General features: G+C 59.7%; 23 protein-coding genes. 13 read left to right on the top strand and 10 right to left on the bottom strand.

All coding sequences use genetic code 11. The features are described from left to right. Positions 1 to 217: 217 nt before the first annotated feature. Positions 218 to 622: a hypothetical protein gene (locus tag AMM41_RS02130; protein WP_089952450.1), complete on the bottom strand. Its 405-nt coding sequence runs from the start codon at positions 620 to 622 to the stop codon at positions 218 to 220. Next, a complete protein-coding gene (locus AMM41_RS02125; protein ID WP_228769050.1) occupies positions 609 to 1292 on the bottom strand; it encodes an HNH endonuclease signature motif containing protein in 684 nt (227 codons plus the stop codon). The genes AMM41_RS02130 and AMM41_RS02125 overlap by 14 nt, the downstream gene beginning before the upstream one ends. Before the next feature lie 386 nt (positions 1293 to 1678). Between AMM41_RS02125 and AMM41_RS02120 the strand changes: the two genes are divergently transcribed. The 3 genes from AMM41_RS02120 to AMM41_RS02110 all read left to right on the top strand — a co-directional run bounded on the left by AMM41_RS02120 (position 1679) and on the right by AMM41_RS02110 (position 5891). Further along, positions 1679 to 2806, top strand: coding sequence for a Fic family protein (locus AMM41_RS02120; RefSeq protein WP_089952448.1), 1128 nt, complete (start codon positions 1679 to 1681; stop codon positions 2804 to 2806). Between the two features lie 170 nt (positions 2807 to 2976). After that, positions 2977 to 5139: an FAD-dependent oxidoreductase gene (locus AMM41_RS02115; RefSeq protein ID WP_089952446.1), complete on the top strand. Its 2163-nt coding sequence runs from the start codon at positions 2977 to 2979 to the stop codon at positions 5137 to 5139. Between the two features lie 8 nt (positions 5140 to 5147). After that, the gene (locus tag AMM41_RS02110) at positions 5148 to 5891 is read left to right on the top strand and encodes a DUF3047 domain-containing protein (protein WP_228769049.1); all 744 of its coding nucleotides are present in this window, start codon (positions 5148 to 5150) and stop codon (positions 5889 to 5891) included. A 27-nt stretch (positions 5892 to 5918) separates the two neighbouring features. On the opposite strand, the gene AMM41_RS02105 is transcribed toward AMM41_RS02110, so the two are convergent. After that, entirely contained in the window at positions 5919 to 6668 is a 750-nt protein-coding gene (locus AMM41_RS02105) for an IclR family transcriptional regulator (RefSeq protein ID WP_089952442.1), read from the bottom strand. Positions 6669 to 6807: 139 nt separating this feature from the next. Here AMM41_RS02105 and AMM41_RS02100 point away from each other — a divergent pair, with 139 nt between their 5' ends. Genes AMM41_RS02100 through AMM41_RS02090 form a run of 3 tightly spaced genes read left to right on the top strand, consistent with a single transcriptional unit; the run spans position 6808 to position 9884 of the window. Next, on the top strand, positions 6808 to 8082 hold the full coding sequence (locus AMM41_RS02100) for a Rieske 2Fe-2S domain-containing protein (protein WP_089952440.1): 1275 nt from the start codon (positions 6808 to 6810) through the stop codon (positions 8080 to 8082). Between the two features lie 33 nt (positions 8083 to 8115). Further along, positions 8116 to 9099 (top strand): Bug family tripartite tricarboxylate transporter substrate binding protein, encoded by a 984-nt coding sequence (locus AMM41_RS02095; RefSeq protein ID WP_089952647.1) that lies wholly within the window; start codon positions 8116 to 8118, stop codon positions 9097 to 9099. A gap of 5 nt (positions 9100 to 9104) precedes the next feature. Next, entirely contained in the window at positions 9105 to 9884 is a 780-nt protein-coding gene (locus tag AMM41_RS02090) for an SDR family NAD(P)-dependent oxidoreductase (RefSeq protein ID WP_089952645.1), read from the top strand. Between the two features lie 97 nt (positions 9885 to 9981). Here AMM41_RS02090 and AMM41_RS02085 read toward each other — a convergent pair whose 3' ends face one another. Then, entirely contained in the window at positions 9982 to 10953 is a 972-nt protein-coding gene (locus AMM41_RS02085) for a tripartite tricarboxylate transporter substrate-binding protein (RefSeq protein WP_089952643.1), read from the bottom strand. Between the two features lie 70 nt (positions 10954 to 11023). Next, complete coding sequence (locus AMM41_RS02080) at positions 11024 to 11974, bottom strand: tripartite tricarboxylate transporter substrate binding protein (protein WP_228769062.1); 951 nt, start codon at positions 11972 to 11974, stop codon at positions 11024 to 11026. A 260-nt stretch (positions 11975 to 12234) separates the two neighbouring features. Here AMM41_RS02080 and AMM41_RS02075 point away from each other — a divergent pair, with 260 nt between their 5' ends. Together AMM41_RS02075 and AMM41_RS02070 are read left to right on the top strand one after the other, a co-directional pair. Beyond that, the gene (locus AMM41_RS02075; protein ID WP_089952435.1) at positions 12235 to 12945 is read left to right on the top strand and encodes a 3-oxoacid CoA-transferase subunit A; all 711 of its coding nucleotides are present in this window, start codon (positions 12235 to 12237) and stop codon (positions 12943 to 12945) included. Continuing rightward, the gene (locus AMM41_RS02070; protein ID WP_089952433.1) at positions 12942 to 13583 is read left to right on the top strand and encodes a 3-oxoacid CoA-transferase subunit B; all 642 of its coding nucleotides are present in this window, start codon (positions 12942 to 12944) and stop codon (positions 13581 to 13583) included. The genes AMM41_RS02075 and AMM41_RS02070 overlap by 4 nt, the downstream gene beginning before the upstream one ends. A 12-nt stretch (positions 13584 to 13595) precedes the next feature. On the opposite strand, the gene AMM41_RS02065 is transcribed toward AMM41_RS02070, so the two are convergent. The 5 genes from AMM41_RS02065 to AMM41_RS02045 form a co-directional block, all read right to left on the bottom strand. Further along, on the bottom strand, positions 13596 to 14588 hold the full coding sequence (locus AMM41_RS02065; protein ID WP_199233543.1) for a hypothetical protein: 993 nt from the start codon (positions 14586 to 14588) through the stop codon (positions 13596 to 13598). A gap of 122 nt (positions 14589 to 14710) precedes the next feature. Then, a complete protein-coding gene (locus tag AMM41_RS02060) occupies positions 14711 to 15232 on the bottom strand; it encodes a flavin reductase family protein (protein ID WP_089952431.1) in 522 nt (173 codons plus the stop codon). Continuing rightward, positions 15229 to 16371 carry an LLM class flavin-dependent oxidoreductase gene (locus AMM41_RS02055; RefSeq protein ID WP_089952429.1) on the bottom strand — a complete coding sequence of 381 codons (1143 nt, stop codon included), beginning with the start codon at positions 16369 to 16371 and terminating at the stop codon, positions 15229 to 15231. The genes AMM41_RS02060 and AMM41_RS02055 overlap by 4 nt, the downstream gene beginning before the upstream one ends. 27 nt (positions 16372 to 16398) lie before the next feature. Continuing rightward, the gene (locus AMM41_RS02050) at positions 16399 to 17367 is read right to left on the bottom strand and encodes a Bug family tripartite tricarboxylate transporter substrate binding protein (RefSeq protein WP_158273310.1); all 969 of its coding nucleotides are present in this window, start codon (positions 17365 to 17367) and stop codon (positions 16399 to 16401) included. Positions 17368 to 17503: 136 nt separating this feature from the next. Beyond that, entirely contained in the window at positions 17504 to 18346 is an 843-nt protein-coding gene (locus AMM41_RS02045) for an IclR family transcriptional regulator (RefSeq protein WP_089952425.1), read from the bottom strand. 236 nt (positions 18347 to 18582) lie between these two features. Between AMM41_RS02045 and AMM41_RS02040 the strand changes: the two genes are divergently transcribed. The 5 genes from AMM41_RS02040 to AMM41_RS02020 all read left to right on the top strand — a co-directional run bounded on the left by AMM41_RS02040 (position 18583) and on the right by AMM41_RS02020 (position 23446). Beyond that, positions 18583 to 19566 carry a Bug family tripartite tricarboxylate transporter substrate binding protein gene (locus tag AMM41_RS02040; RefSeq protein ID WP_146186322.1) on the top strand — a complete coding sequence of 328 codons (984 nt, stop codon included), beginning with the start codon at positions 18583 to 18585 and terminating at the stop codon, positions 19564 to 19566. A 2-nt stretch (positions 19567 to 19568) separates the two neighbouring features. Continuing rightward, positions 19569 to 20462, top strand: coding sequence for a polysaccharide deacetylase family protein (locus tag AMM41_RS02035; protein ID WP_089952420.1), 894 nt, complete (start codon positions 19569 to 19571; stop codon positions 20460 to 20462). A gap of 220 nt (positions 20463 to 20682) precedes the next feature. Further along, entirely contained in the window at positions 20683 to 22074 is a 1392-nt protein-coding gene (locus tag AMM41_RS02030) for an amidase (RefSeq protein ID WP_146186321.1), read from the top strand. Between the two features lie 3 nt (positions 22075 to 22077). After that, positions 22078 to 22926, top strand: a complete 849-nt coding sequence (locus tag AMM41_RS02025; protein WP_089952416.1) for an alpha/beta fold hydrolase — start codon at positions 22078 to 22080, stop codon at positions 22924 to 22926. A 25-nt stretch (positions 22927 to 22951) separates the two neighbouring features. Continuing rightward, a complete protein-coding gene (locus AMM41_RS02020) occupies positions 22952 to 23446 on the top strand; it encodes a cupin domain-containing protein (protein WP_089952414.1) in 495 nt (164 codons plus the stop codon). Position 23447 lies beyond the last annotated feature (1 nt).

The raw sequence follows: 23447 nt of genomic DNA, 5'->3' as shown, positions 1-23447 counted from the left end.
GCGAAAAATGAAGTCGGTTGCGCGTTGCTCTGATCGGGTCAAGAAAGTCGGGTGGATCGGCAGCCCATACACGGCTGCCAAGTCGTCAACCATGGAGCGATGATATGTGTACGCAAGCTCCGGTGGACAGAACTCAGGGTCATACACCACCAAGATGTCGAGATCATTCGGCGCCTGAGACTTTAGGATTGATCCAAACAAAAACAGCGTTGACCCCTCAGGGATTCTTATACGCATAGGTTGGATTGCCTTCGTGATCCTTCTTGTAGTACTTCTTGGGTTCCGTCCAATTCAGGGCGCCGAAGAACTCGCCTGTATTGAAGATCCCGATTCCGTTTTTCCACCCGTACTCCTTTGCCTCTGGGGTGTAGCCGTTCCAGTTGCCACCTGTGACGATGTACTCAACATCGGGGAACTCTGACTTGGCCTTAAGAACGGCTGCTAGCCCGAGGCTGTACTCGTCTAGGAGCAGTGTCTTCAGGGTCGTTCCGTTGTGTAGCGCGATACTGAAGACGATGTCCTGAGTCCTTGTCACTCCTTGGACCTTGTCGTGGCCAGCGAGGGCTCGCTCAAAGAACGAGATGATCGAGAAGGACACACCCCAGTTATTAAAGTCCGGCATAGCGATTCACAAGTTGTTCAAAAGCTGGTGGGAAGCGAGGAACGCCTTCAGTACGCGTGTAGCAGTTTCGTTCGAAGCCTTCGGCATGTTCAATGAAGGCTGCACACACGGGATAGTCGGCGAGATCGACAAGATCTTGGTTTTGCTGGATCAAACCAATGATCTTTCGGTTGTTGGGAACAACTGTGTCGAGTTTTCTCAGTCCCCAGATCTGAGCAGAATTACTTAGCGGATTCCTCTGTGCTTCGTCTGAATCTGGTCCGTACTGGGTCCAAGTTGCCTTGTTGGTGATAAGAAGCCGGGCAATCGTTACGCCCAGAGTCTTTTTGTCAGGTTGTCGTGGGCTCTGGAATGCCCTGCTGACTCGATCTTCATGCGCTGCTTTCCACTGGTGAATCAGCTCTACAGTGAAAGTGCCTTCAGGTGCCTTGTCGATTTCAGTATGGTGCGTCGGGCAAAGCAGTATCAAGTTCTCATAGGAGTCAGCGCCACCTTCCGCTTGGCCACGCGGGCCGCCGGGCTGCTTTGCAATGACATGCGCCATCTCTCCTATGACGGTCGGATCGTTGGCGTCTAGAAAGCGGATGCACTCCTGCTCGCATCCAGGGCGCGAGCACCGTCCAGCGGCGAGCCCCCACAGCTTCTTTATGTCTTTTTCCGGGATAGGCATGTTGGTTCTTTGCAAGGGCTAACGTGATGTAGACCGCAAAACCCGGTTGATACATCCGAACTGATTCGATACATCTTTTATTGAAATCGTTGCAAGCGAGCTTTCGCACTAGGTAATAGCCCAAACTTAGGCAATCCCCTCACAACACTCCTACCGCACCATCCAGTACAGCAGGCACGAAACGTCACACTATACAAAACAAATACTAAGAACAACTTCAAAATTCTTGGTGTGCTCAACTCGCCTGCGTACTCTCAAATCCACCCTTTATCCAAACCAAAGATTGCCGGGGGAGTCGCTGCTAAGACCAATCATGCAATCTGGTGCGGTGAATCACTGCATAATTCACCGCAATATATGCGGTGAATAAGGCGCATAATCACCGCATGTTCGCCAACAAGCCTCCCCGCAAACGCACTTACCTCTGGCAGCGCCCCGACTGGCCGCAGTGGCGATATGACGCGACTGCACTGGCCGGGCCGTTGGCACAGTTGCACCGTGCTCAAGGTGAATTGGTGGGGCGGATGGCGCACTTGGGGCTGGCGCAGCGCGATCTGGCGACTTTGCAGGTTTTGACGCAAGAGGTCATCACCACCAGCGCCATTGAGGGCGAAACGCTCAACTTGGCGGCTGTGCGCTCGTCCATTGCTCGCCGCTTGGGTGTGGACATTGGCGCGCTCGCGCCCGCAGACCGCCATGTGGATGGCGTGGTGGACATGGTATTGGACGCCACCCAGCAACACGCCCAGCCGCTGACGGCAGAGCGCTTGTTTGGCTGGCACGCGGCGCTGTTTCCCACGGGCTTCAGTGGTCGTGTGCGGATTCAGGTGGGCACCTGGCGCAACGACGCAGCGGGGCCGATGCAAGTGGTCTCGGGCCCGGTGGGCCGAGAAAAGGTGCACTTTGAGGCACCGCCCGCCCATACCTTGCCCGGACAAATAGCCGCGTTTTTGGATTGGTTCAATGCCAGGCCTTTGGGTGATGCGCTGGTGCACGCTGGGTTGGCGCATTTGTGGCTGGTGACCTTGCACCCGTTTGACGACGGCAATGGCCGCATCAGCCGAGCCGTGGGCGACATGGCCTTGGCCCGAGCAGAAGGCACTGCACAGCGGTTTTACAGCCTGAGTGCGCAAATTCAGCGCGAGCGCAAACAGTATTACGAACAACTCGAAGCCACGCAGCGCGGCACGATGGACGTGACGTCATGGCTGCAGTGGTTTTTGGCCTGCTTGCTGCGCGCGGTGCAGGGTGCTGATGGTTTGTTGGTGGGCGTGCTGGACAAGGCGAAGTTTTGGCAACGCTGGGCAGACACGCCGATGAATGCACGGCAGACGCTGGTGCTCAACCGGGTGCTCGATGGCATGGACGGCAAGTTGACCAACGCCAAGTGGGCCGCCATCGGACAATGCTCGCCCGACACAGCGTTGCGCGATATCAACGACTTGTTGGCGCGAGGCGTATTGCGCCGCTTGGAGGGTGGCGGGCGCAACACGGCATACGAGTTGGCGTCCTGATGCGGAGCGAGGCCTGCAACGCTGTGCATCAAAGCCCTGTGCCTCTGGGTCCGATCTGGATGACGAACTTGTAACTTCTTAGGGCATTCAGCCGAATAACAAAGCATCAGCGTTTATCGTTCATGGCTCTTGGTTCACTGTGGCCATGAGCATCACCGGAGTTTCCCTTCATGCGTCTTCGTCAAATAGTTTTGTTGCTCTTGCTGGCGCTGGCCATCGGTGCATTTGTGGCGCTGGACTTGGGGCGTTATCTGAGCTTTGAGCAGCTCAAGGCCAGCCAAGCCAGTTTTGACCAGCTCTATGCACAGCAGCCTGTGATGGTGGCCGCTGTTTACTTTGGGGTGTACGTCTTGGCCACGGCGCTGTCGATTCCGGGCGCGGTCATCATCACCTTGGGCGGTGGGGCCGTGTTTGGCCTGTGGCAAGGTTTGCTGCTGGTGTCGTTTGCTTCCACGCTCGGCGCCACCTTGGCTTTTCTGGCTTCGCGTTTTGTGTTGCGCGAGTGGGTGGAGGCACGTTTTGGACAGCGCTTGGCCGACATCAATGCAGGTGTGGACAAAGAGGGCGCGTTTTACCTGTTCACTTTGCGCCTGATCCCGGTGGTGCCGTTTTTCTTGATCAATCTGCTCATGGGTCTGACGCGCATGAAGACCTGGACCTATTACTGGGTGAGCCAGCTGGGCATGTTGGCGGGCACGGCGGTGTATGTGAATGCGGGCACGCAACTGGCGCAGTTGGACTCGGTGCGGGGCATTCTGAGCCCGGCGCTGTTGGGCAGCTTTGTGTTGCTGGGCATCTTTCCCTTGTTGGCGCGCCGCATCGTGGCGGCCGTCCAAAAGCGCAAGGTCTATGCCCGCTGGGCCAGCGTGCGCCCCAAGACTTTTGACCGCAACCTGATCGTGATCGGCGGTGGCGCGGCAGGTTTGGTGTCGGCCTACATTGCCGCCGCCGTCAAAGCCAAAGTCACTTTGATCGAGGCGCACAAGATGGGCGGTGACTGCCTGAACTACGGCTGCGTGCCGAGCAAGGCCTTGATCAAGAGCGCCAAGCTGGCCCACCAAATGCGCCACGGCGCACAGTACGGCCTGAGCGACACCGCGCCCAGCTTCAGTTTCAAGGCGGTGATGCAGCGTGTGCACGATGTGATCAAAGCCATCGAGCCGCACGACAGTGTGGAGCGTTACACCGGCTTGGGCGTGGAGGTGCTGCAGGGCTACGGCAAGCTGGTGAACCCGTGGACGGTGGAAGTGACTTTGAACGACGGCCAGGTGCAGCGCCTGACAGCGCGGAGCATTGTGATTGCGGCGGGCGCACGCCCCATCGTGCCGCCTTTGCCGGGCCTCGATGACGTGGGCTACGTCACCAGCGACACGCTGTGGGACGAGTTTGCCAAGCTCGACGACATTCCGAAGCGCATCGTGGTGCTGGGCGGCGGGCCGATTGGTTGCGAGCTGTCACAAAGTTTTGCCCGCTTGGGTGCACAGGTCACGCAGGTCGAGATGGGCGAACGCATCATGGTGCGCGAGGACGAAGAGGTGTCTGCGCTGGCACGCGACGCGCTGCAGGCCGACGGCGTGTTGGTGCTCACCGGGCACAAGGCGCTGCGCTGCGAGCGCCGGGGTGAGGACAAAATTTTGGTGGCCTCCACACAGGGGCAAGAGGTCGAGATCGTGTTTGACGCTCTGGTCTGCGCTGTGGGCCGTGTGGCCCGTCTGCAAGGTTATGGCCTCGAAGACATTGGCGTGCCCACGCACCGCACGGTGGACACCAACGAGTATCTGCAAACGCTCTACCCCAACATCTACGCCGCAGGCGATGTGGCCGGGCCCTACCAGTTCACCCACACGGCCGCGCACCAGGCTTGGTATGCGGCGGTGAATGCGCTGTTTGGCGACTTCAAGTCCTTCAAGGTCGACTACCGCGTGATCCCCTGGGCCACCTTCATCGACCCCGAGGTGGCGCGTGTGGGCCTGAACGAACAAGAGGCGCAAGCCCAAGGCATCGCGTACGAGGTGACGAAGTACGGCATCGACGACCTGGACCGGGCGATTGCCGACAGCGAGGCGCATGGCTTTGTGAAAGTGCTCACCGTGCCCGGCAAAGACCGCATTTTGGGCGTGACCATCGTGGGCTCACACGCGGGCGACTTGATGGCCGAATACGTGCTGGCCATGAAGCATGGCCTGGGCCTCAATAAAATTTTGGGCACCATCCACACCTACCCGACCATGGCCGAGGCCAACAAATACGCGGCCGGGGAATGGAAGCGGGCCCACGCGCCGCAAAAGTTGTTGGCTTGGGTGGAGAAGTTCCACGATTGGCGGCGCGGATGAATCCTTTGTTGAAACCCATCCCCGCGCTGCTGGCGCTGAGCATGGCCTGCGCTTCGGCATCCGCTTTCGCACAAAGCTTGTCGCCTTTGGTGCCCGCCGATGGCACGGCCGCCAGCACTTGGCGCTTTGTGGGCTTTCCCAAGTCCAAGGCCGACATTCCTGCCACGCGTTTCGAGTTGGCCGATGTGCAAGGCGAGCGGGCGCTCAAGGTCAGTACCCGCGCTTCGTATGGCACCTGGGTGCAAGACTTGCCCAAAGCCGAACCGGGTCGTTTGCAATGGCGCTGGCGTCTGGACCAAGCGCTCACGGGCGGGCAAGGTGTGGCCGACATCCAGACCAAAGCCGGTGACGATGCGGCGCTCAAAGTGTGTGTGATGTTTGACCACCCGTTGGACCGCGTGCCCTTTGCCCAGCGCACCTTGCTGCGCATCGCCCGCAGCGTGAGCGGCGAAGACTTGCCCGCAGCCACGCTCTGCTACGTGTGGGACAGCGTGCACCCCGCAGGCCTGCAAGGCGCCAACCCCTACACCCAGCGCGTGCGCTTTCTCACGCTGCAAGGCAAGGGCGCGCCTTTGGCCCAATGGCAAAACGAAACCCGCGACGTGGCGGCCGACTTTGCGAAGTTGTTTGCCGATGAGCTGCCTGCCGGGGCCGCTGTGCCCAAAGTGCGTGCCGTGCTGATTGGGGCAGACAGTGACAACACGGGCGCTGAAAGTGTGGGTTGGGTCCGGGGCATTCAGTGGCGACCTTGAGCCGCACACCCTGTGCCATGGCCCGCTTCAGCTGTGGCCCAAAGCCTGCGACAGGGCGGTAGCTTCTTTGACCAACACGGCCCCGAACTGGCGCACCTTCGCGTCTTTGAGGCGGGCACCCGGCCCAAACACAGCAATGGAGCCGGCCACCTGGCCATGGCTGTTGAAAAACGGTGCAGCGATGGCCACAGCCCCTTCGATCAAGGCATTTTTGCTGATGGCGTAGCCGCGCTTTTTGATCTGGCGTAGCTCTTGCGCCAAACGGATAGGGTCCAGGTTCAGGCCTTCGGCATAACGCTCAATGGCTTCGATGGAGGTGTTGGCATGCGCCAAGATGACCTGGCCGCTGGCCCCCAAAACGATGCGCTCTTGGTAACCCACCCCCCGCTTGAAGCTCAGTGCCTGGGGGCTGGGCAACTCGGCAACGCACAGGCGCATGGTGCCTTGTGGCACAAACAAGGCCACGGTTTCCTGGGTGGCGGCCCACACGCGCTGCATGATGGTTTGGCCCACCGCAGACACATTCAGGCCCGATGACCAAACGTGTGTGAGTTGCCCGACCGCAGGGCCCAGCCTGAACCTTTGGGGCTCGCCCGAGGACACCACAAAACCCGATTGCACCAGCGTTTGCAGCAAGCGGTACAGCGTGGGACGACTCAAAGGGACCCGTTCGAGCAATTGCGCGGCGCTCAGTTCGTGCTCGTTGACCGAGAACGCTTTCAAGATGTCCAAAGCCCGCTCAACAGCCCGGACGCCATCACCGCTGTGGGTGCTCATGCTCCAACCTTTCAAAACCCTGTCAGGGGCGTGTGTATCAATGTGTCCGCCTGATGGACAAGATTATCATTTTATGGATATCTGCGCAGTGCGCACTGCCTGCGCCAGTCAACCGTTCAAGCCAAGGAGACGCTTTTTCATGAACAAGGACATGTCTGAAACCCTGACCCGCGTGGGTCCCGGCACCCGCATGGGCAACCTGATGCGCCGCTATTGGGTGCCCGCTTTGACCAGCAGCGAAATCGAGCTGCCCGACGGTCCGCAAGTGCGCATCGAGCTGCTGGGTGAAAAGCTGCTGGCGTTTCGCAACACCGATGGCCAAGCCTGCATGATCAGTGAGTTTTGTTCGCACCGGGGTGTCTCGCTGTACTTTGGCCGCAACGAAGAAAACGGCATCCGCTGCGCCTACCACGGCGTCAAGTTTGACGGATTGGGCCAGTGTGTGGAGGTGCCCTCCAACCCCAAGGCCTGTGCGCACATGCACATCAAGGGCTACCCCTGCGTGGAGCGCGGCGGCATTGTCTGGACCTACATGGGCCCACCCGACAAAATGCCCGAGCCCCCCGAGCTGGAGTGGTGCACCTTGCCGGACAGCCATGTGTTCGTGTCCAAGCGCCTTCAGTACTCCAGCTACCTGCAGGCCATGGAAGGCGGCATCGACACGGCCCACGTGTCCTATGTGCACCGCTATGAAGTGGACACGGACCCGATGCACCAGGGCGTCAAGGCGCTCGACTACATCAAGGCCGACGGCAACGTGGTGTTTGAAATCGAAAAGACCTCGTTTGGCATGAGCTTGTATGGCCGTCGCATGGGCGAGCCCGACAGTTTTTACTGGCGCATCACCCAGTGGTTATTCCCCTGGTTCACGATGATTCCACCGTTTGGCCACCATGCCTTGGGTGGCCACGCCTGGGTGCCGGTCAACGACCACGAGTGCTGGGCCTGGAGCATGAACTGGCAACCCAAGCAGCCGCTGAGCGCCGAAGAACACGAAGCCATGGCTGCGGGCAAAGGCATCCATGTGGAATACGAGGCCCCGGGCAGTTTTGTGCCCAAGGCCAACCGTGACAACGATTACCTGATGGACCGCAAGGCCCAGCAAGAAAAGCGTGCGTACAGCGGGGTGTTTGGTTTCTCGGCGCAAGACTATTCGCTGCAAGAAAGCATGGGCTCCATCCAGGACCATGCGGCCGAAAAACTGCTGCCCACCGACCGTGCCATCGTCATGGCCCGGCGCATGCTGCACGATGCGGCGGTGGCGTTGGAGCAAGGCATTGAACCCCCGGCCTTGGACGCGTCCGAGCAACACGTTCGGCCTGCGGGCGTGTTGTTGCCCAAGGGCGATGACCCCATGGTTTGGGCCAAAGCACACCTGGCCAATGGCCTGGATGAGCCGGTTTTTTCCATCTGACCCTTGGCATCCATCACACCCACAGGAGACCCCATGTCCACATTCCATCGCCGTCAAATCGCTGCCCTTGTGCTGGCCACCTTGGGGCTCGCAGCCGCGACCGGTGCTTCGGCGCAAGAGTGGTCGCCCACCAAGCCCGTGCGCATCATCGTGCCCATCACCGGCAGCACCAACGATGTGCTGGCGCGTTTGATTGCACCCAAGTTGCAAGAGGTGTTGGGCCAGCCTGTGGTGGTCGAAAACAAACCCGGTGCCGGGGGCAACATCGGCGCCGACATGGTGGCCAAGGCCGCGCCGGACGGTCACACCTTGCTGATTGGTTATAACGGCCCACTGGCCATCAACGTGGGTCTGTTTGACAAAATGCCTTACGACCCGGTGAAGGACCTGGCCCCCATCACCTTGATGGTCAAGGCACCGCAATACCTGGTGGTCAACCCGGCCTCGGGCATCACCAGTGTCAAGGACTTTGTTGAGAAGACCAAGGCCAATCCCGCCAAATACTCTTATGGTTCTGTGGCTCTGGGCAGTGCCTCGCACCTGACCATGGAGATGTTCAAGTCGGCCGCCGGGTTTCACATCACGCACATCCCTTACCGAGGTGCGGGGCCTGCAGTCAGTGATTTGATCGGCGGCAACATCCAGGCGGGGTTTTTTGTGCCGGGCAATGTGCAGCAGTTTGCCAAGGAAGGCCGCCTGAAATTGTTGGCCACCTCGGGTCTCAAGCGCTTTGCCAGCACGCCCGACATTCCCACCCTCAGCGAGTCGGGCTATCCGGACTTTGAAGCCACGTCGTGGATTGGCTTTCTCACCACGGGTGGCACGCCTGCACCCATCATCGAACGTTACCACCGCGAGATCGTGAAGATCGTGCGCTCACCCGAAATCACCAAGCGCTTGCTGGACATGGAGTTTGAGATCGTGGCCACCACCCCCAACCAGTTCCGCGACTGGATCGGGTCTGAAATCAAGCGTTGGGGCAAGGTCATCAAAGACACCGGCACCAAGGCGGAGTGAACGGCATGGGCCAAGCTCGTTTACACGGCCAAGTGGCGCTGATCACCGGGGCCGGCTCGGGCATTGGCGCGGCTACGGCGCATATTTTTGCCCAAGAAGGCGCTTCGGTTTTTTTGGTGGATGCTGATGCTCAGGGCTTAGAGCGCACGCGCCACGCCTTGCTGCAGACCATGCCCGAGGCGCAAGTACGCTGCCTGCAAGCGGACGTGAGCGATCGCGCCTTGGCCCTGCAAGCGGTGGCCGACTGCGTGGCGGCTTTCGCGGGCCTGGACATCCTGGTCAACAACGCCGCCATGCGCAACTATTCGCCAGCGGCCGAAGCCACGTCGCAGGAGTGGCAAGCCATTGTGGGTGTCAACCTGGTGGGCATCACGAATTACTGCCATGCGGCACTGCCGCATTTGCGCCGGTCAGGGAGCAGCAGCATCGTGAATGTGTCGTCGTGTTATGCCGTCAAAGGCCGAAAAGGCATGGCGTTGTACGACGCCACCAAAGCCGCGCAACTGGCCTTGACCCGGTCCTTAGCGTGTGAAGAAGCGGCGCATGGCGTTCGTGTCAACGCGGTGTGCCCCGGCTCAACACTGACGGATTTTCATGTGGGGCGGGCGCAAAAAATTGGCAAGAGCGTGGAGCAACTCAAGACCGAACGCAAAGACACGTCTTTGCTGGGTCGTTGGGCCACGCCCGAAGAAATTGCCTGGCCCATTTTGTGGATGGCCTCTTCGGAGGGCTCGTTCATCACCGGCACCACCTTGGTGGTGGATGGCGGTTTGCACATCGTTTGAGGCGAGGGTGCTGGGCCGGTTGGTGGCCCAGCCCTTGTTTCAAGCATCTGCACTGCACCCCCAGCGGGTGTTGCAGCACAGACGCTCCGGTCCAGGATCAGTCGGCCGACACACCCGCCTTGCGGATCACAGGACCCCATTTGTTGATCTCGGCCTTCAGGTGGTCTTCCAAGCCTTTGGCGGTCATCTTGTCGGCCGATGGAATTTCTGAGCTGAGTTCAGCCAAACGTTGCACGATCGAGGGCTCGGCCATGGCGGCGCGCATCGCGGTGTTGATTTGGGTCAGCACCGGAGCGGGCGTGCCTTTGGGCGCATACATGCCGTGCCAGACCTTCACCTCAAAGCCTTTGAGGCCTTGTTCGTCCAAAGTGGGCACGTTGGGCAATGCGGCCAGACGCTTGAGCGTGGTGGCACCAAACACCTTGACCCGGCCGTCCTTGATCATGGGCACGGTTTGTGTGGTCTGGTCGCACAGAATGTCCACCTGGCCGCCCAGCAGGTCGTTCATGGCGGGGCCTGTGCCTTTGTAGGGAATGGTGTTGATGTTGATGCCGATGGCGCTCTTGAACATCAGGCCGCACAGGTTGGACACCGCGCCCAAACCAGCATCGGCCAGCGACACCTTCTTTTCGTTGGCCTTGATGTAGGCGATCAACTCTTGCAGGTTGTTGGCGGGAATGTCCTTGCGTGCAATGAGCGTCATGGGCACGTCCAGCACCTGGCCAATGTATTCAAAGTCGGTGAGCGGATCGAAGTTGAGTTTTTTGTACAGGGCAGGGGATGTGGACATGCCCATGTGGTGCAAGAAGATGGTGTAACCGTTGGGGGCAGAGCGTGCCACTTTGGTTGCGCCCACGGTGCCGCCTGCGCCGTTGACGTTTTCAACGACGACAGACTGACCCAGTGACTTGCCCATGGGAATGGCCATCATGCGGGCCACCACGTCGGTGGGGCCGCCAGCGGCAAAGGGCACCACCAGTGTGATGGGTTTGTTGGGGTAAGGCTGGGCTTGCACCGCAGTGCAGGCCAGGGTCAGGGCGGTCAAAGCCAGTTTCAAAGTGGTTTTCATGTTGTCTCCAAAAGTCAGGTTGAAAGACAAGAGATCCAAGGGTGGCCCGTGGGTCTCTTGAGTGGATTCATCAATCGATGGCAGCGCCAGATGACTTCACAATTTTGGCCCAACGGGCAATGTCCTCGTTGAGCAGGGTTGAGAATTGCTCGGGGCTGGTCGGTGCGGCCAACTCCACGCCTTGCTGTTCCAGTTTGTCGCGCAGGTCTTTGGCTGCCAGGGTTTTGCCCATGGCCTCCCCCAATTTGGCCGACACCTCGGCGGGCACACCGGCGGGGCTGAACAGGCCAATCCACAAGGTGCCGGCATAGCCGGGCACAGATTCAGCCAGGGCAGGCACATCGGGCAGGGCGGGCGAACGCTTGGGGCTGCTCACCGCCAGGGCTTTGAGCTTGCCGGCCTTGATGTGGCTCAGCGAGGCTGGCAGGCTGGCAAACACAAAAGGCAATTGACCGCCCAGCACATCGTTCATGGCCGGGGCCACGCCTTTGTAGGGCACATGCTGCAGCTGGATGCCCGCCATGCTGTTGAGCATTTCACCCAGCAAGTGGTTGAGCGTGCCGTTGCCTGCCGAGGCGTATTGCAGTTGACCCGGTTTGGCTTTGGCCGCAGCGATCAGGTCTTGCACCGATTGACCGGTAAAGCCTGGATTGGCCAGCAAGACGTTGGGGACCGCGCCAATCAAGGCCACAGGTTTGAAGTCTTTGACCGGGTCAAAGCCCGGGTTTTTATAAAGGGCGGGGTTGATGGCCTGGCTGCTGCTGATGGTCATGAGCAAGGTATAACCATCTTTGGGGGCCTTGGCGGCAAACTGTGTGCCAATGTTGCCGCCCGCGCCCGGCCGGTTTTCGACCGCCACGGGTGAGCCCAACACCTCAGAGAGCTTTTGGCTGACCAAACGCCCCACAATGTCATTGGTGCCACCGGCCGCTTGCGGCACGACCATCAATATGGGGCGTTGGGGGTAGCCAGACTGCGCGTGTGCAGCACCCCAAGTCATCATCAAGCCCAGTCCGGCCATGGCTGCTTGGCGAAGCAGACGACGGCGGGCCGCAGTGCTGCCCGGTGCGTGCTGTGAATGCAATGGCTGCATGGCATGGTCCTTTCAAAAATAAGTGAATCCTGATCGAAAAGCCCATCCTGGGCTGACTTGTGTGTGACATTCCTCAGCGCTGGCGGGGTCTTTGGGCAGTCTCCAACGTGCCTGTGGGGCCGCTTGGGGTGCTGTGAAAATCGAAACGGGCAGGCTATGCTTGAAGATTCAACGGGGGTACGCAGCACATGATCAACAAGTTTGTGGATTCGGTCGGCGAGGCGCTGGCGGGCACAGCCGATGGAGCCACCGTCATGATTGGCGGATTTGGCACGGCCGGTATTCCGGATGAGCTGATCGCTGGCCTTTTGGCGCAAGGGGCGCGTGACCTGACGCTGGTCAACAACAACGCGGGCAACGCCGAACAGGGCTTGGCCGCTTTGCTCAAGGCCGGTCGGGTGCGCAAGATCATTTGCAGCTTTCCCCGGCAAACCGACTCTTATGTGTTCGATGGTTTGTACCGCTCAGGCCAGCTCGAGTTGGAGCTGGTCCCACAGGGCAATTTGGCCGAGCGCATTCGGGCGGCAGGTGCGGGCATTGGCGGTTTTTTCACACCTACAGGTTATGGCACCGAGTTGGCCAAACATGCCGATGGCTCGCTCAAGGAAACCCGAGAGATCGATGGCCGCATGTACGTGTACGAAACACCCATCCATGCCGATCTGGCCCTCATCAAAGCCGAGCGCGGTGACCGCTGGGGCAACCTGACGTACCGCAAGGCGGCACGCAATTTTGGACCCATCATGGCCATGGCCGCTCGCAAAACGGTGGCCACAGTGCACGAACAAGTCGCATTGGGCGAGTTGGACCCCGAGACCGTGATCACGCCCGGCATTTTTGTTCAGGCAGTGGTCAAGATCGACCGTGTGGCCACACAGGCCGGAGGCATCAAGGCATGAGCTACACCCGACGCAGCAAAGACGAATTGGCCGCCCGCGTGGCGCAAGACATTCCCGAGGGGGCCACTGTCAACTTGGGCATTGGCCAGCCGACCTTGGTGGCCAACCACATTCCTGCCACCCGCGAAGTGCTCTTGCACAGCGAAAACGGCATCCTGGGCATGGGCCCGGCACCGGCCAAGGGACAGGAAGATTACGACCTGATCAATGCGGGCAAACAACCCGTGACCCTGCTGCCCGGTGGCGCTTTTTTTCACCACGCCGACAGCTTTGCCATGATGCGTGGCGGGCATCTGGACATTTGCGTGCTCGGGGCCTTTCAGGTCAGCGCCACGGGCGACCTGGCCAACTGGCACACGGGCGAGCCCGATGCCATTCCGGCCGTGGGTGGGGCCATGGACCTGGCCAGTGGGGCGAAACAAACTTGGGTCATGATGGACCTGCTGACCAAGCAAGGCCAAAGCAAACTGGTGCAGGCCTGCAGCTATCCCCTGACCGGCATTGGCTGCGTCAAACGGGTTTACACCGACTTGGCCACACTGGCTTGCACCCCTGCGGGTTTGGTGGTCATCGACACCGTGGACGGTTTGAGCGTGCAAGCCCTTTCGGAGTTGATCGGGCTGCCTTTGTCATCTTGAGGTGACTTTCTTTCATCGCAGTGGCGACAACATCTCAAAAGAAAAACTGGCGTTTTTCACGGTCACCTTGACTGCACGCACATCCGATGCGCCAGGCACGATCAAGCGTGTCACGTTTCTCACTGGTTTTTTATCGATTTGAAAAGGCTGGTCAATCCTGAACTGATGGCTGTCACCGTGCACCACCAAGACAGGTTTGCCCCACTGATGGGCCATGGGCAGCAGCGTGTTGCCGATGCTTTTGAACCCTGACCAACCTGGAAAATCTTCCCAGAGTGTTTTGTTTTCCAGAACGTCAGCCTGAAAAGCAAACACCACGGCCGTTGCTTGCAGTGCACGCGCTTGCTCGAAGCTTGAGGTGATCCACGCCACGTTGGCCGCATCGCGTTCAAAAAATTCTCGGTTGGCAGCGATGTCCCGGTTTTCCAGATTGTTGTTGCTGCCCACGATGTGCAGTGTGGCAAACAACACCCCTTGGTGCATCCAGCGCACGTTTTCCACATACCGTCCGAAAGCGCTTGAGACTGTCGATTGGTTTTGCACCGTCATGGGTTTTGCGCCCAAGGATTGTCCGGGTGTAAAAAAGCGTTGCCGCAAAGCGGTCAGACGCTCCAAGGGGTCATATGCGCCATTGTTGGCTCTGTGGCAATCGGTCCACTCGTTGTCACCCGGGGTGTAAACCACAGCACCTGTGAACCTCTGAAAGTGATCCAGTTGGTAGGCAAATTCCTCATCGCTGCACAGCGTCGAGCCCGATTTGAAATCGCCCACATGAACAGAAAAAGCAGGGGTTTCTTGGTTGATGCGGTCTATCAGCGACCGGTAAGGACCGTAGGCCTTTTGTGCAGATCCGTAGGGCAAATCTCCCAGCGCTACGAAGGAAAATGCCTGTTGTGCATGTGCTGTGGCGAACGACCAAAGCATGCTCAGCCAGATGAGTTGGCGTAACACCCATTGGCCGGTGTGAATGGGTGGAGGTGTGGACTGCGTGAGGGTGTTTTGCATGAAATTCTGGAAGCTCTTTTTTAAAACCGATGGATTCAAGCCGTGGCCTATTGGACCATGCGCTGATATCGGTGCGGGCTTCACCAATCCCGTTCACTGGGCAACTTCACACATCTGTTGATTCAGCGCATGCCCGCAGCTTCAATAGGCACCATCAGCAGATCCTCACTGGTGGTGACCCACTGGCCATCGCGGTACAGCAAGGGTGCGGCTGTGTCGTTGTAGCGGCCAGAAATGACTTCGCCCACCATCAGGCAGTGGGTGCTCTCTTGCACTTGCCGAATCAAACGGCACTCCAGGCTCATGACGGCATCGTGCAGGAAAGGTGAACCCGAATCAAAGGGGCCCCATTGCTGCTCGTCAAAGCGTTCATCGCCAAACAAAGAAGCTTGACCCGCAAACAATTTGGCCAGTTCGATGTGCGCCACCGAGAGCGTGTTCACGCTGAACACCAGGTTGTCGGCCATGTGCGCGTAGGTGAAAGCGCTGCGGTTGATGGCGCAGACCACCGTGGGGGGCTCGACCCCCAAGGACATGAAGGCAGACACCGTCATGCCGGTGCGGTGAGGCGTCTGGCCCGTGGCGATGATGTTCACAGCCGCCGGATGCAGGCGCATCAGTTGCCGAAAGGCCTGCGGGGTCATGCCGCAGCGGTTTCCACAGGCGCGTTGGCGTTGATCGCCGAACCCAGCCCCAAGGCCTGGTTCACGCGTGGCATCACTTCGTTGGCCATCAGTTCCATCGATCGGCGGCCCAGGTCTGGATCGACCAGGTCCATACCGGCATACACGATTTCACCAAAGGGGCCGACTTTCTCGCGCAAGGCCAGGATTTTGTCGACCACTTCGTTGACGGTGCCGGTGATGACCAACTCGTCCAGCAAGCGATCGAGTGTGACGTGGCGGTCGTCTTCGTCGGTGTGTTTCTTGAAGATGACGTGACGCTTGGACATCATCATCTTTGTCAACATCTGGCGGTAGTAATAGCGGTAAGGGCTGTTGGCGTCTGCGCGGCCATAGCGCTGGGCGGTGGCCGCATCGTCGGCCACAAAAATCGTGCGTGCCACGCGCCAGTCTGCGGGGTTGGCCGTCTGGCCCACCGAGGTCTTGCCTTCGCAGTAGTTGTCCCAATGGCTGTTCAACCAGTGGTCCATCAAGAAGTTGGCCGACATGGGGTGAAAGTCGCGCTTGCCCATGGCAATCACGCCCTTGGAGAAGGGGGCCACCACTGTGCCGACAATTTCTGGCCGGGGTTTTTGGAACGGCTTCATCAAGTAGCCCCGACCAATTTCGGGGACAGAGGTGACCTGTGTGCTCACCTTGAAGCGGTTGTCCGGAAAGTCGATGTTGTAGGGGGGCTCGCGCTCCCAAATGGCCAGGATCACATCGATCGCTTCGGCGAACATTTTGTTGCGGTCTTGGTCCAGAATGCCCAGCGCTTCGGCGTCCGAGGCCAAGGCGCCCGGGCTGATGCCAAAGATGAATCGGCCCTTGGCCAAGTGGTCAAACATGGCCGCTTGCGAGGCCAGCAGCGTGGGGTGTGAGTGCGACAAATTGGAGGTGCCGCTGCCCAGCTTGATGGTCTTGGTTTCGGGAATCAAGGTGGCCAAAAACAACAAGCTGTTGGTCACGTTTTCGGCTTTGTCGGTCAAATGCTCGCCCACAAATGCATCGTAAAAACCGAGCTGATCAGCCAAGATGATGGTCTGCCGGTCCTCGTGCAGTGTTTCTGTGGTGTCCCTTTCAAAAGGGTGCAAGGGCATGGTGAAGTAGCCGAGACGCATGGCAAATCCTGTGGTGGTGTAGGGGGGTTATTCGGGCTTGATGCCAGCGTCTTTGATGACCTGGGCCCAGCGGGTGATTTCACTTTGAATGAAGCGAGGATATTCGGCCTTGGATACCTTGGAGGGCTCCAAGCCCAATTGCGCCAAGCGGGCCAGGAAGCCCTCGTCCTTGAGGGCCGAGGCGATGGCGCCGTCCAGTTTTTTCACCACATCGGGGGGTGTGCCTGCTGGGGCGGCAAGGCCCAAGAAGAAGCCCAGTTCATAACCGGGGTAAGTCTCGCCAATGGCGGGCACGTTGGGCCAAGGTTTAAAGCGGGTGGCACCGGTCACGCCAATGGCGGTGGCCTTGGGGTTGTCGATGTGTGCCATGGCTGGCAGGTACTCCAAAAACAGCACCTGCAACTGGCCGCCATAAAAGTCTTGCAAAGCCGAGCCAATGCTCTTGTAGGGAATGCCGGTCATGGGGGCGCCGGTCTTGACCTTGAACATCTCGGCTGTCATCTGCGAGGCCGAGTTGTAATGACCAAAAAACACCTTGCCCGGATTGGCTTTGGCGTAAGCCGTCAGATCGGCGGGGGTGCGAATCCCGGAGTCTTTGCTGACCATGGCCACCGAGGCGGCGGTGCCGAATTGGCCCAAGTGCTCAAAGTCTTTGAGGGGCTCATAAGGTACCTTTTTGTACAGGCTCAGGTTGGCCGCCAGCGTGGTGTTGGTGGTCAGCAGCAGGGTGTAGCCGTCGGCTGGGGCATTTTTGACGGCTTCGGTGCCCAAAATGCCGTTGGCACCCGCCCTGTTTTCAATGACCACGCCTTGCTTGAATTGCGCTTCGAGGTACTGGCCAAAGGCGCGTGCCGTGATGTCGCCCGAACCGCCGGGTCCAAAGGGCACCACAATTTTGATGGGTTTGCTCGGAAAGCCTTGGGCCTGCACCAGACCCATGCACAAACCCAAAGGGGCCAGCAGGCCCCACTTCAGAAATCGCACCAGTTTTTTCATGCCCAGTCTCCGTCTTTGTTGATCGTGCGGGCATTCTAAAAGTCGGGTCAACATTGACCAATGACAAAGTTCCGTGATGTGGAATTGAGGACTGGGGGTATTCCATGGCTTGGGGGCGGCCAGTCGCTGGACACGCTCAAAAAGCGATGCGTTGGGGTGGGGGGTCTTTGATGGCGGTGCGCCAGGTTTCGGCTTGTGCCGGGTTCATGCGGGCCAGCTCGTATTGGGCGGACATGATGTCCGCTTCGTGTCGCAAGGTGGCGGCCAGTCCGCTCAGGTAGCTGCCCTTCATGCGGTCCAAGGTCGAGACAGCACACAAGGACGCAATCGGGTAACGACGCCGGTCAAAGATGGGCACGGCGATGCCCGAGATGCCACGGGCAGATCGGGTTTTGGTCAAGGCATAGCCATTTTTCAGGGTGTTGTGAATGCTGCTGGTCAGTTTGCTGAATGTTTTGTCTTCACCGCTGCGCAGTCGGTTGAAGGCCAAAATGTCGGCAATTTCGTCGTTGGGCAAATGGGCCAGGATGGCCAGGCTGAAAGAGCCAATGCCCATGGGCCAGCGGTCATTGACCTGCAAAATTTCGGCGTTTTGTGGCAAATGCCCTTGTCGCTTGTCCAGACACACCGCGTCGTAGCCGCAGCGGATGCCCAAGTACACCGTTTCGCCCGTGGTCTGGGCCAGCCGTTCGAAAGAGGGTTGGGCGATCGTTTTGATGTCAAACACATTGAGCACCGACATGCCAAAGGCATAGACCTCGGGCCCCAGTCGATAGTGGCGTGTGCCCCAGGGCCGCTCGACCAGGTGTTCCTCTTGCATGGCCGACAAAATGCGGTGCACCGTGGCTTTGGGCAACTGCGTCAAAGTGCAAATTTGCATCAGCGAGGCGCCTTGAGAACCAAAAGTCGACAGAGTGCGCAACAGCAAGGCCGCACGGCCAATGCTTTGTGCACCTTCATTTTTGGGAGGGGGTTTCATGGCGAGAGGATGCCTGTTGGAGGGTGTCGCAAACTTGTTGATTCAAAAATTTTTTAAAGTATTCCATGATTTGGAATATTTGACGAGTGCTTGTGCGTGCAGAGTGCAAAAGGGGAACGCCCTGATTGCCAACTCAAAACACAGCACGCATACTGGTTTTTGAATCTGTGGTCGTCTTTTCTTGCGCTGAAAAGCCACAGGCAAACACAACACGAGACAAAGAAGGGGCTGGTCAGATGATGACTTTTGGACACCAACGCTGGGCAGTATGGGGTGTGGGTCTGCTGCTGGGCACATCTGCCCTGTTGGCCCAGGCGCAAAATTACCCCCATCGCCCCATCAAGGCCATCGTGCCTTACGCCGCAGGCGGATTTTCCGACCAGGCCAGCCGCATCATTGCCGAGGCCATGTCGCGCAATCTGGGGCAAAACATCGTCATTGAAAACCGGGCCGGGGGCGGTGGCCGCATTGGCAGCGAAGCCGTCACCAAAATGGCCCCTGATGGTTATCAGCTGCTGATGACCACCAACGGCACCAAGACCTACATGGCGGTGGTGGAAAAGTCTTTGTCGTATGACCCGGTCAGCGACTTCACGCCGATTTCTCTGGTGGGCAAATACGGCTTGCTGATGGTGGTCAACCCGACAGTGCCCGCCAAAACTTTGCCCGAATTCCTGGCTTATGCCCGCGACCCCAAAAACAAGGGCAAGATCAACTACGCCACTTCGGGCATGGGCAGTGGTTTGCACTTTGCGGGCGAATTGTTCAACGCCATGGGCAAGGTCGACATGGTGCATGTGCCTTACAAAGGCTCAGGACCGGGCATGCAGGATGTGCTGGCCGGGGTGTGCCAGGTGATTTTTGATGGCGCAGCCAAACCGCACATCGATGCCGGCAAAGTGAATTTCCTGGGCACCACCAGCTCGGTGCGTGACCCGCGTTATCCCGATGTGCCGACCCTCAGCGAAGCGGGCCTGCCGGGCTACGACCTGACCTATTGGGTGGGCATTTTTGCACCCAAAGGCTTGCCAGCCGACATCCAGGCGCGGCTCAATGCCTCGGTCAAAACCGCGCTGGCTGACCCGGATGTGCAGCGCAGGCTCAACGGCATGGGCATGAGCTTGGTGGGCAGCACGCCGGATCAAATGGTGCAAGAAATCCGGACCGAGACGGCCAAGTTGCGGCAAATTGCCGCGTCGATTCCCGGTGGAGTGAACTGAACATGAGCGACGTGCTGCGCCCGCAAGACCGCTTGCCTTTTTCCGCCATCGTCGATCGCCCCCCCTTGCACCTGCCCGAAGGTGTTCGGCTGGTGGTCTGGCCGGTGGTCAACATCGAAGAGTGGGACATTTCGCGCCCCATGCCGCGCATGGTCTCGCCACCACCCGGGGGCCAAGCGCCCGTGCCCGATGTGCCCAACTGGAGCTGGCATGAATACGGCATGCGCGTGGGCGTGTGGCGACTCATGGACGCTTTCAAAAATGTGGGTGTTCGCCCAACCCTGTCGATCAATGCGAAGGTGTGCGAAACCCGTCCACGCGTGACCCAGGCCGCGCTGGACGCAGGTTGGGAGTTCATGGCGCATTGCTACGAACAAATCCCGATTCAAAAAATTCCGGACGAGCGGGCCATGATGCAGCAGACGCTGGACGTGCTGACCTGCTTCACGGGCACACGCCCGCAAGGCTGGTTGGGCCCGGGCCGCAGCCAGACGCTGGAGACCCCCGACCTGATCAAAGAACTGGGCATGTCCTGGTTTGGCGACTGGGTGCTCGACGACCAACCGCAATACGTGCACACGAAACATGGACCGCTGGTGTCGGTGCCCTACACCATCGAGCTCAACGACATCAACATCATGCTGACCTCGCACGAGCGTTCGGACGCGATGCTGGTGCGCACACAAGACGCCTTTGAGCGGCTTTACGCCGAGTCGGCGCAGGGCGCCCGCATCATGGCGTTTGGTGTGCACCCCTACATTTCAGGGGCGGCGCACCGCATCCGATACTTTGAAATGATGCTGGAATTTCTGGCCAAACAGCCCGGCGTGGTGTTCTGGAATGGCTCGGAAATTGCCAACTGGTTTCAAAAGGCCAGCCCCCTGCCAGCGCCTTGAGGCATGAGCCTATTGATCCGGCCCGATGAAGTTTGCGTGAACGCTTTTTTTGTGGGAGCAGCGCCCTCGCCGCGATGGCGCCTCGCAGACCACCACCCATCGCCCCGAGTGCAGGGCTCACATACAGATTGCATCGCTGATTGCTGTGCCAAGAAAAGCCTTTCACTTCAAATTTCACAGGGCCGAATCTATCAAGACACCCTCGAACCCATCCGCTGACATGCACGCCGACACGCCCTTGCATGCCTTGTCACTGGCGCAAGCCAGTGCCCTGATTCGTCAGCAGAAGATCACGCCGGTGCAGCTGGTGCAGGCCTACATCGACCGCATGGAGCGACTGGATGGGCAAGTCAACGCCTTTGTCACGCCCACGCTCGATGCCGCCATGCAAGCCGCGCACCAAGCCACCCGCGAAATCGCACAAGGCCAATACCGGGGGCCTTTGCATGGCATCCCGATGGCGCACAAGGATGTGTACCTCACGCAAGGCGTGCGCACCACCGCGCACTCGCGGCATTTGCACGACTGGGTGCCCACGGTCAGCGCCACGCTGGTGACGGGCCTGGAGCGTTTGGGTGTGATCAGTTTGGGCAAAACAGCTTGCCATGAATTGGCCTTTGGCTCGCCCTCAGAAGATGACTTGTTCACGCCTGCACGCAACCCCTGGCATCTGGCGCACATGCCCGGCAGTTCCAGCAGCGGCTCGGGTGCGGCGGTGGCGGCAGGTTTGTGCCTGGCGGCCACGGGCACCGACACCGGCGGCTCGATACGCCACCCGGCGGCCGCCTGTGGTGTGGTGGGCCTCAAACCCACGCGCCATGCTTACCCCATGTCGGGTGTGATCGCCTTGGCCCCCAGCCTGGATGTGGCCGGATTTTTGACGCGCACCGCGCTGGACCAGGCCCTGATCTGGGACGCCTGGCACGGCAGCGATGTGGCCACCGCGTGCACCGCCGATGTGCAGCGTTCGGTGCTTCGGGGGCTGCGCATTGGCGTGCCTGCGGGCTTGTGGCGCAACACTGAGAACGGCCAGGCCACGCACGACCCGCGAATCCAGGCCTGCTTTGACGAGACTTTGCAAACACTGCAAGCCGAAGGTTCGCAGGTGGTCACTGTAGATTTGCCACCACAACCCGCTGTGGTGCAGGCGGCCAATACCCTGATTGCTTACGAAGCGTTTCAACAACTGCAGCACATTTGGCGTGACCACCCCGACCAGTTGGGTCAGGGCTTGCGCCAAAAACTGGCGGGTGCAGCGCAACTGAGTTTGAACAACTATCACGCGGCCCGTGTGCAGGCCGATGTGTGGCAACAGCAGGTCAGCACTTTGCTGGCTGAGCAGGTGGACGTGCTGATGTGGCCAGGTCGCGAAGCCTTGCCCGAAACCCTGCAAGCCCTGATGGCGAACCCCACCGCGCAGCGCAGTGCCTGCAACCGACTGTTCAGCCTGACCGGTCACCCCGCCTTGACCTGCCCCATGGGCGTGTCCACCCAAGGCTTGCCCATGGCTTTGCAGATCGGCGCGGCCATGCACGGCGAGGGCCATGTGCTGCAGGTGGCCCATGCGGTGGCATCGGCCATCGATTGGCACTTGCCCGTGCTGCTGGATTGAGCCATGGACTTTGTGAACAACGAAGGCGTGCGCCTGCACTATGAAATATTTGGCGAGCAAGGCCCATGGCTGGCGCTGGTGTCAGGCGGTCGGCGCAGCGGTGCCGAATTTGTGCCCTTGGCGCGCCGTATCTCGGCCTTGGGGTTTCGGGTGGTGCTGCACGACCGGCGCAACACCGGGGCTTCGCAGGTGTTGATCGAAGGTGAGCGGGGTGAAGAAGACATTTGGGCCGACGACTGGGTGCAGCTGATGCAACACCTGAACGCGGTGCCCGCGTTTTTTGGCGGCGGCTCTTCAGGGGCGCGGCTGGCCCTGTTGACCAGTTCGCGTCATTCCGATGCGGTGCGTGGCTTGCTGCTGCTGCGCATCACGGGCGGGGCCTTCACTGCGGGCCGCTTGCCCGAGAACTATTACGGCCAGTTCATTCGCGCGGCCGAGCAAGGCGGCATGGCTGCGGTGTGTGCCACGCCCTATTACCAGGAACTGATTGCCGCAGACCCCAGCAACCAGGATCGCCTGATGGCCATGGACCCCCAGCAATACATGGCCGTCATGCGCCACTGGCTTCAGATTTTTTTGCAAGGCCCGCGAGAGCCGGTGCTGGGCATGACCATTGAGGCCCTGCAGGCCATCCGTGTGCCCACCTGGGTGGTGCCCGGCAACGACAAAACCCATGTGTCCCGCCATGGCCGTGAAGCGGCGGCCCTGATCCCTGGTTGCGAACTGTTTGAGCTGCCGGTGGCGGACGAAGACGTGCCTGCTTTGCCGTTTTCGGCTTGGGGCCCGCACGAAGAAACCCTGGCGACAGCCATGACCGATTTCATGCGCCGCGTGGCCCATGATGCCCACTGAACCTATTTTCCTAGGAGCCCATTGAATGTCCAACCCGATCAACCCGTCCATTCGCCGCGTCGTCACCGGCCACGACGACCAAGGCAAAGCCATCGTCGAGATCGACGAAGTCTGCAGCCATTACCGCCAAGGCCGCCCCAACGGTTTTGTGTGCAACGTCTGGACCACCGACACCAGCCCCGCCAACAACAACGGCCATGTGGACGCAGGCCGGCGTGAGGGCAAATTTTCGGTCATTGAAAATGGCACCGTGTTCCGCATTCTGGACTTTCACCCCGGTGTGCAGCAACGCGTGCACCGCACCGATTCGGTGGATTACATCGTGGTCATGTCCGGCGAAATCGACATGGAACTCGAATCCGGTGAGGAAGTCCACCTGAAGGCCGGCGACGTCATGGTGCAGCGCGGCACGGTGCACAACTGGATCAACCGGGGCACTGAAACCTGTGTGATGGCGGTGGTGCTGGTGCATGCCCACCCGGTGGAGGCGGGAGGACAAACGCTCAACGCCTTTGGTTGAG

The sequence above is a fragment of the Limnohabitans sp. 2KL-3 genome, from assembly GCF_001269405.1.
Lineage (GTDB): Bacteria > Pseudomonadota > Gammaproteobacteria > Burkholderiales > Burkholderiaceae_C > Limnohabitans_A.
Note: the sequence above shows the minus strand (reverse complement) of the source record. Positions and strands in the feature narration are given on the sequence as shown.

Coding starts and splice junctions, on each gene's coding strand:
- AMM41_RS02045 (WP_089952425.1), bottom strand. CDS start 18,346: ATGAAACCCCCTCCCAAAAATGAAGGTGCACAAAGCATTGGCCGTGCG.
- AMM41_RS02115 (WP_089952446.1), top strand. CDS start 2,977: ATGCGTCTTCGTCAAATAGTTTTGTTGCTCTTGCTGGCGCTGGCCATC.
- AMM41_RS02070 (WP_089952433.1), top strand. CDS start 12,942: ATGAGCTACACCCGACGCAGCAAAGACGAATTGGCCGCCCGCGTGGCG.
- AMM41_RS02105 (WP_089952442.1), bottom strand. CDS start 6,668: ATGAGCACCCACAGCGGTGATGGCGTCCGGGCTGTTGAGCGGGCTTTG.
- AMM41_RS02050 (WP_158273310.1), bottom strand. CDS start 17,367: ATGAAAAAACTGGTGCGATTTCTGAAGTGGGGCCTGCTGGCCCCTTTG.
- AMM41_RS02025 (WP_089952416.1), top strand. CDS start 22,078: ATGGACTTTGTGAACAACGAAGGCGTGCGCCTGCACTATGAAATATTT.
- AMM41_RS02020 (WP_089952414.1), top strand. CDS start 22,952: ATGTCCAACCCGATCAACCCGTCCATTCGCCGCGTCGTCACCGGCCAC.
- AMM41_RS02060 (WP_089952431.1), bottom strand. CDS start 15,232: ATGACCCCGCAGGCCTTTCGGCAACTGATGCGCCTGCATCCGGCGGCT.
- AMM41_RS02090 (WP_089952645.1), top strand. CDS start 9,105: ATGGGCCAAGCTCGTTTACACGGCCAAGTGGCGCTGATCACCGGGGCC.
- AMM41_RS02035 (WP_089952420.1), top strand. CDS start 19,569: ATGAGCGACGTGCTGCGCCCGCAAGACCGCTTGCCTTTTTCCGCCATC.
- AMM41_RS02075 (WP_089952435.1), top strand. CDS start 12,235: ATGATCAACAAGTTTGTGGATTCGGTCGGCGAGGCGCTGGCGGGCACA.
- AMM41_RS02040 (WP_146186322.1), top strand. CDS start 18,583: ATGATGACTTTTGGACACCAACGCTGGGCAGTATGGGGTGTGGGTCTG.
- AMM41_RS02100 (WP_089952440.1), top strand. CDS start 6,808: ATGAACAAGGACATGTCTGAAACCCTGACCCGCGTGGGTCCCGGCACC.
- AMM41_RS02125 (WP_228769050.1), bottom strand. CDS start 1,292: ATGCCTATCCCGGAAAAAGACATAAAGAAGCTGTGGGGGCTCGCCGCT.
- AMM41_RS02055 (WP_089952429.1), bottom strand. CDS start 16,371: ATGCGTCTCGGCTACTTCACCATGCCCTTGCACCCTTTTGAAAGGGAC.
- AMM41_RS02085 (WP_089952643.1), bottom strand. CDS start 10,953: ATGAAAACCACTTTGAAACTGGCTTTGACCGCCCTGACCCTGGCCTGC.
- AMM41_RS02130 (WP_089952450.1), bottom strand. CDS start 622: ATGCCGGACTTTAATAACTGGGGTGTGTCCTTCTCGATCATCTCGTTC.
- AMM41_RS02095 (WP_089952647.1), top strand. CDS start 8,116: ATGTCCACATTCCATCGCCGTCAAATCGCTGCCCTTGTGCTGGCCACC.
- AMM41_RS02030 (WP_146186321.1), top strand. CDS start 20,683: ATGCACGCCGACACGCCCTTGCATGCCTTGTCACTGGCGCAAGCCAGT.
- AMM41_RS02120 (WP_089952448.1), top strand. CDS start 1,679: ATGTTCGCCAACAAGCCTCCCCGCAAACGCACTTACCTCTGGCAGCGC.
- AMM41_RS02065 (WP_199233543.1), bottom strand. CDS start 14,588: ATGCAAAACACCCTCACGCAGTCCACACCTCCACCCATTCACACCGGC.
- AMM41_RS02080 (WP_228769062.1), bottom strand. CDS start 11,974: ATGGCCGGACTGGGCTTGATGATGACTTGGGGTGCTGCACACGCGCAG.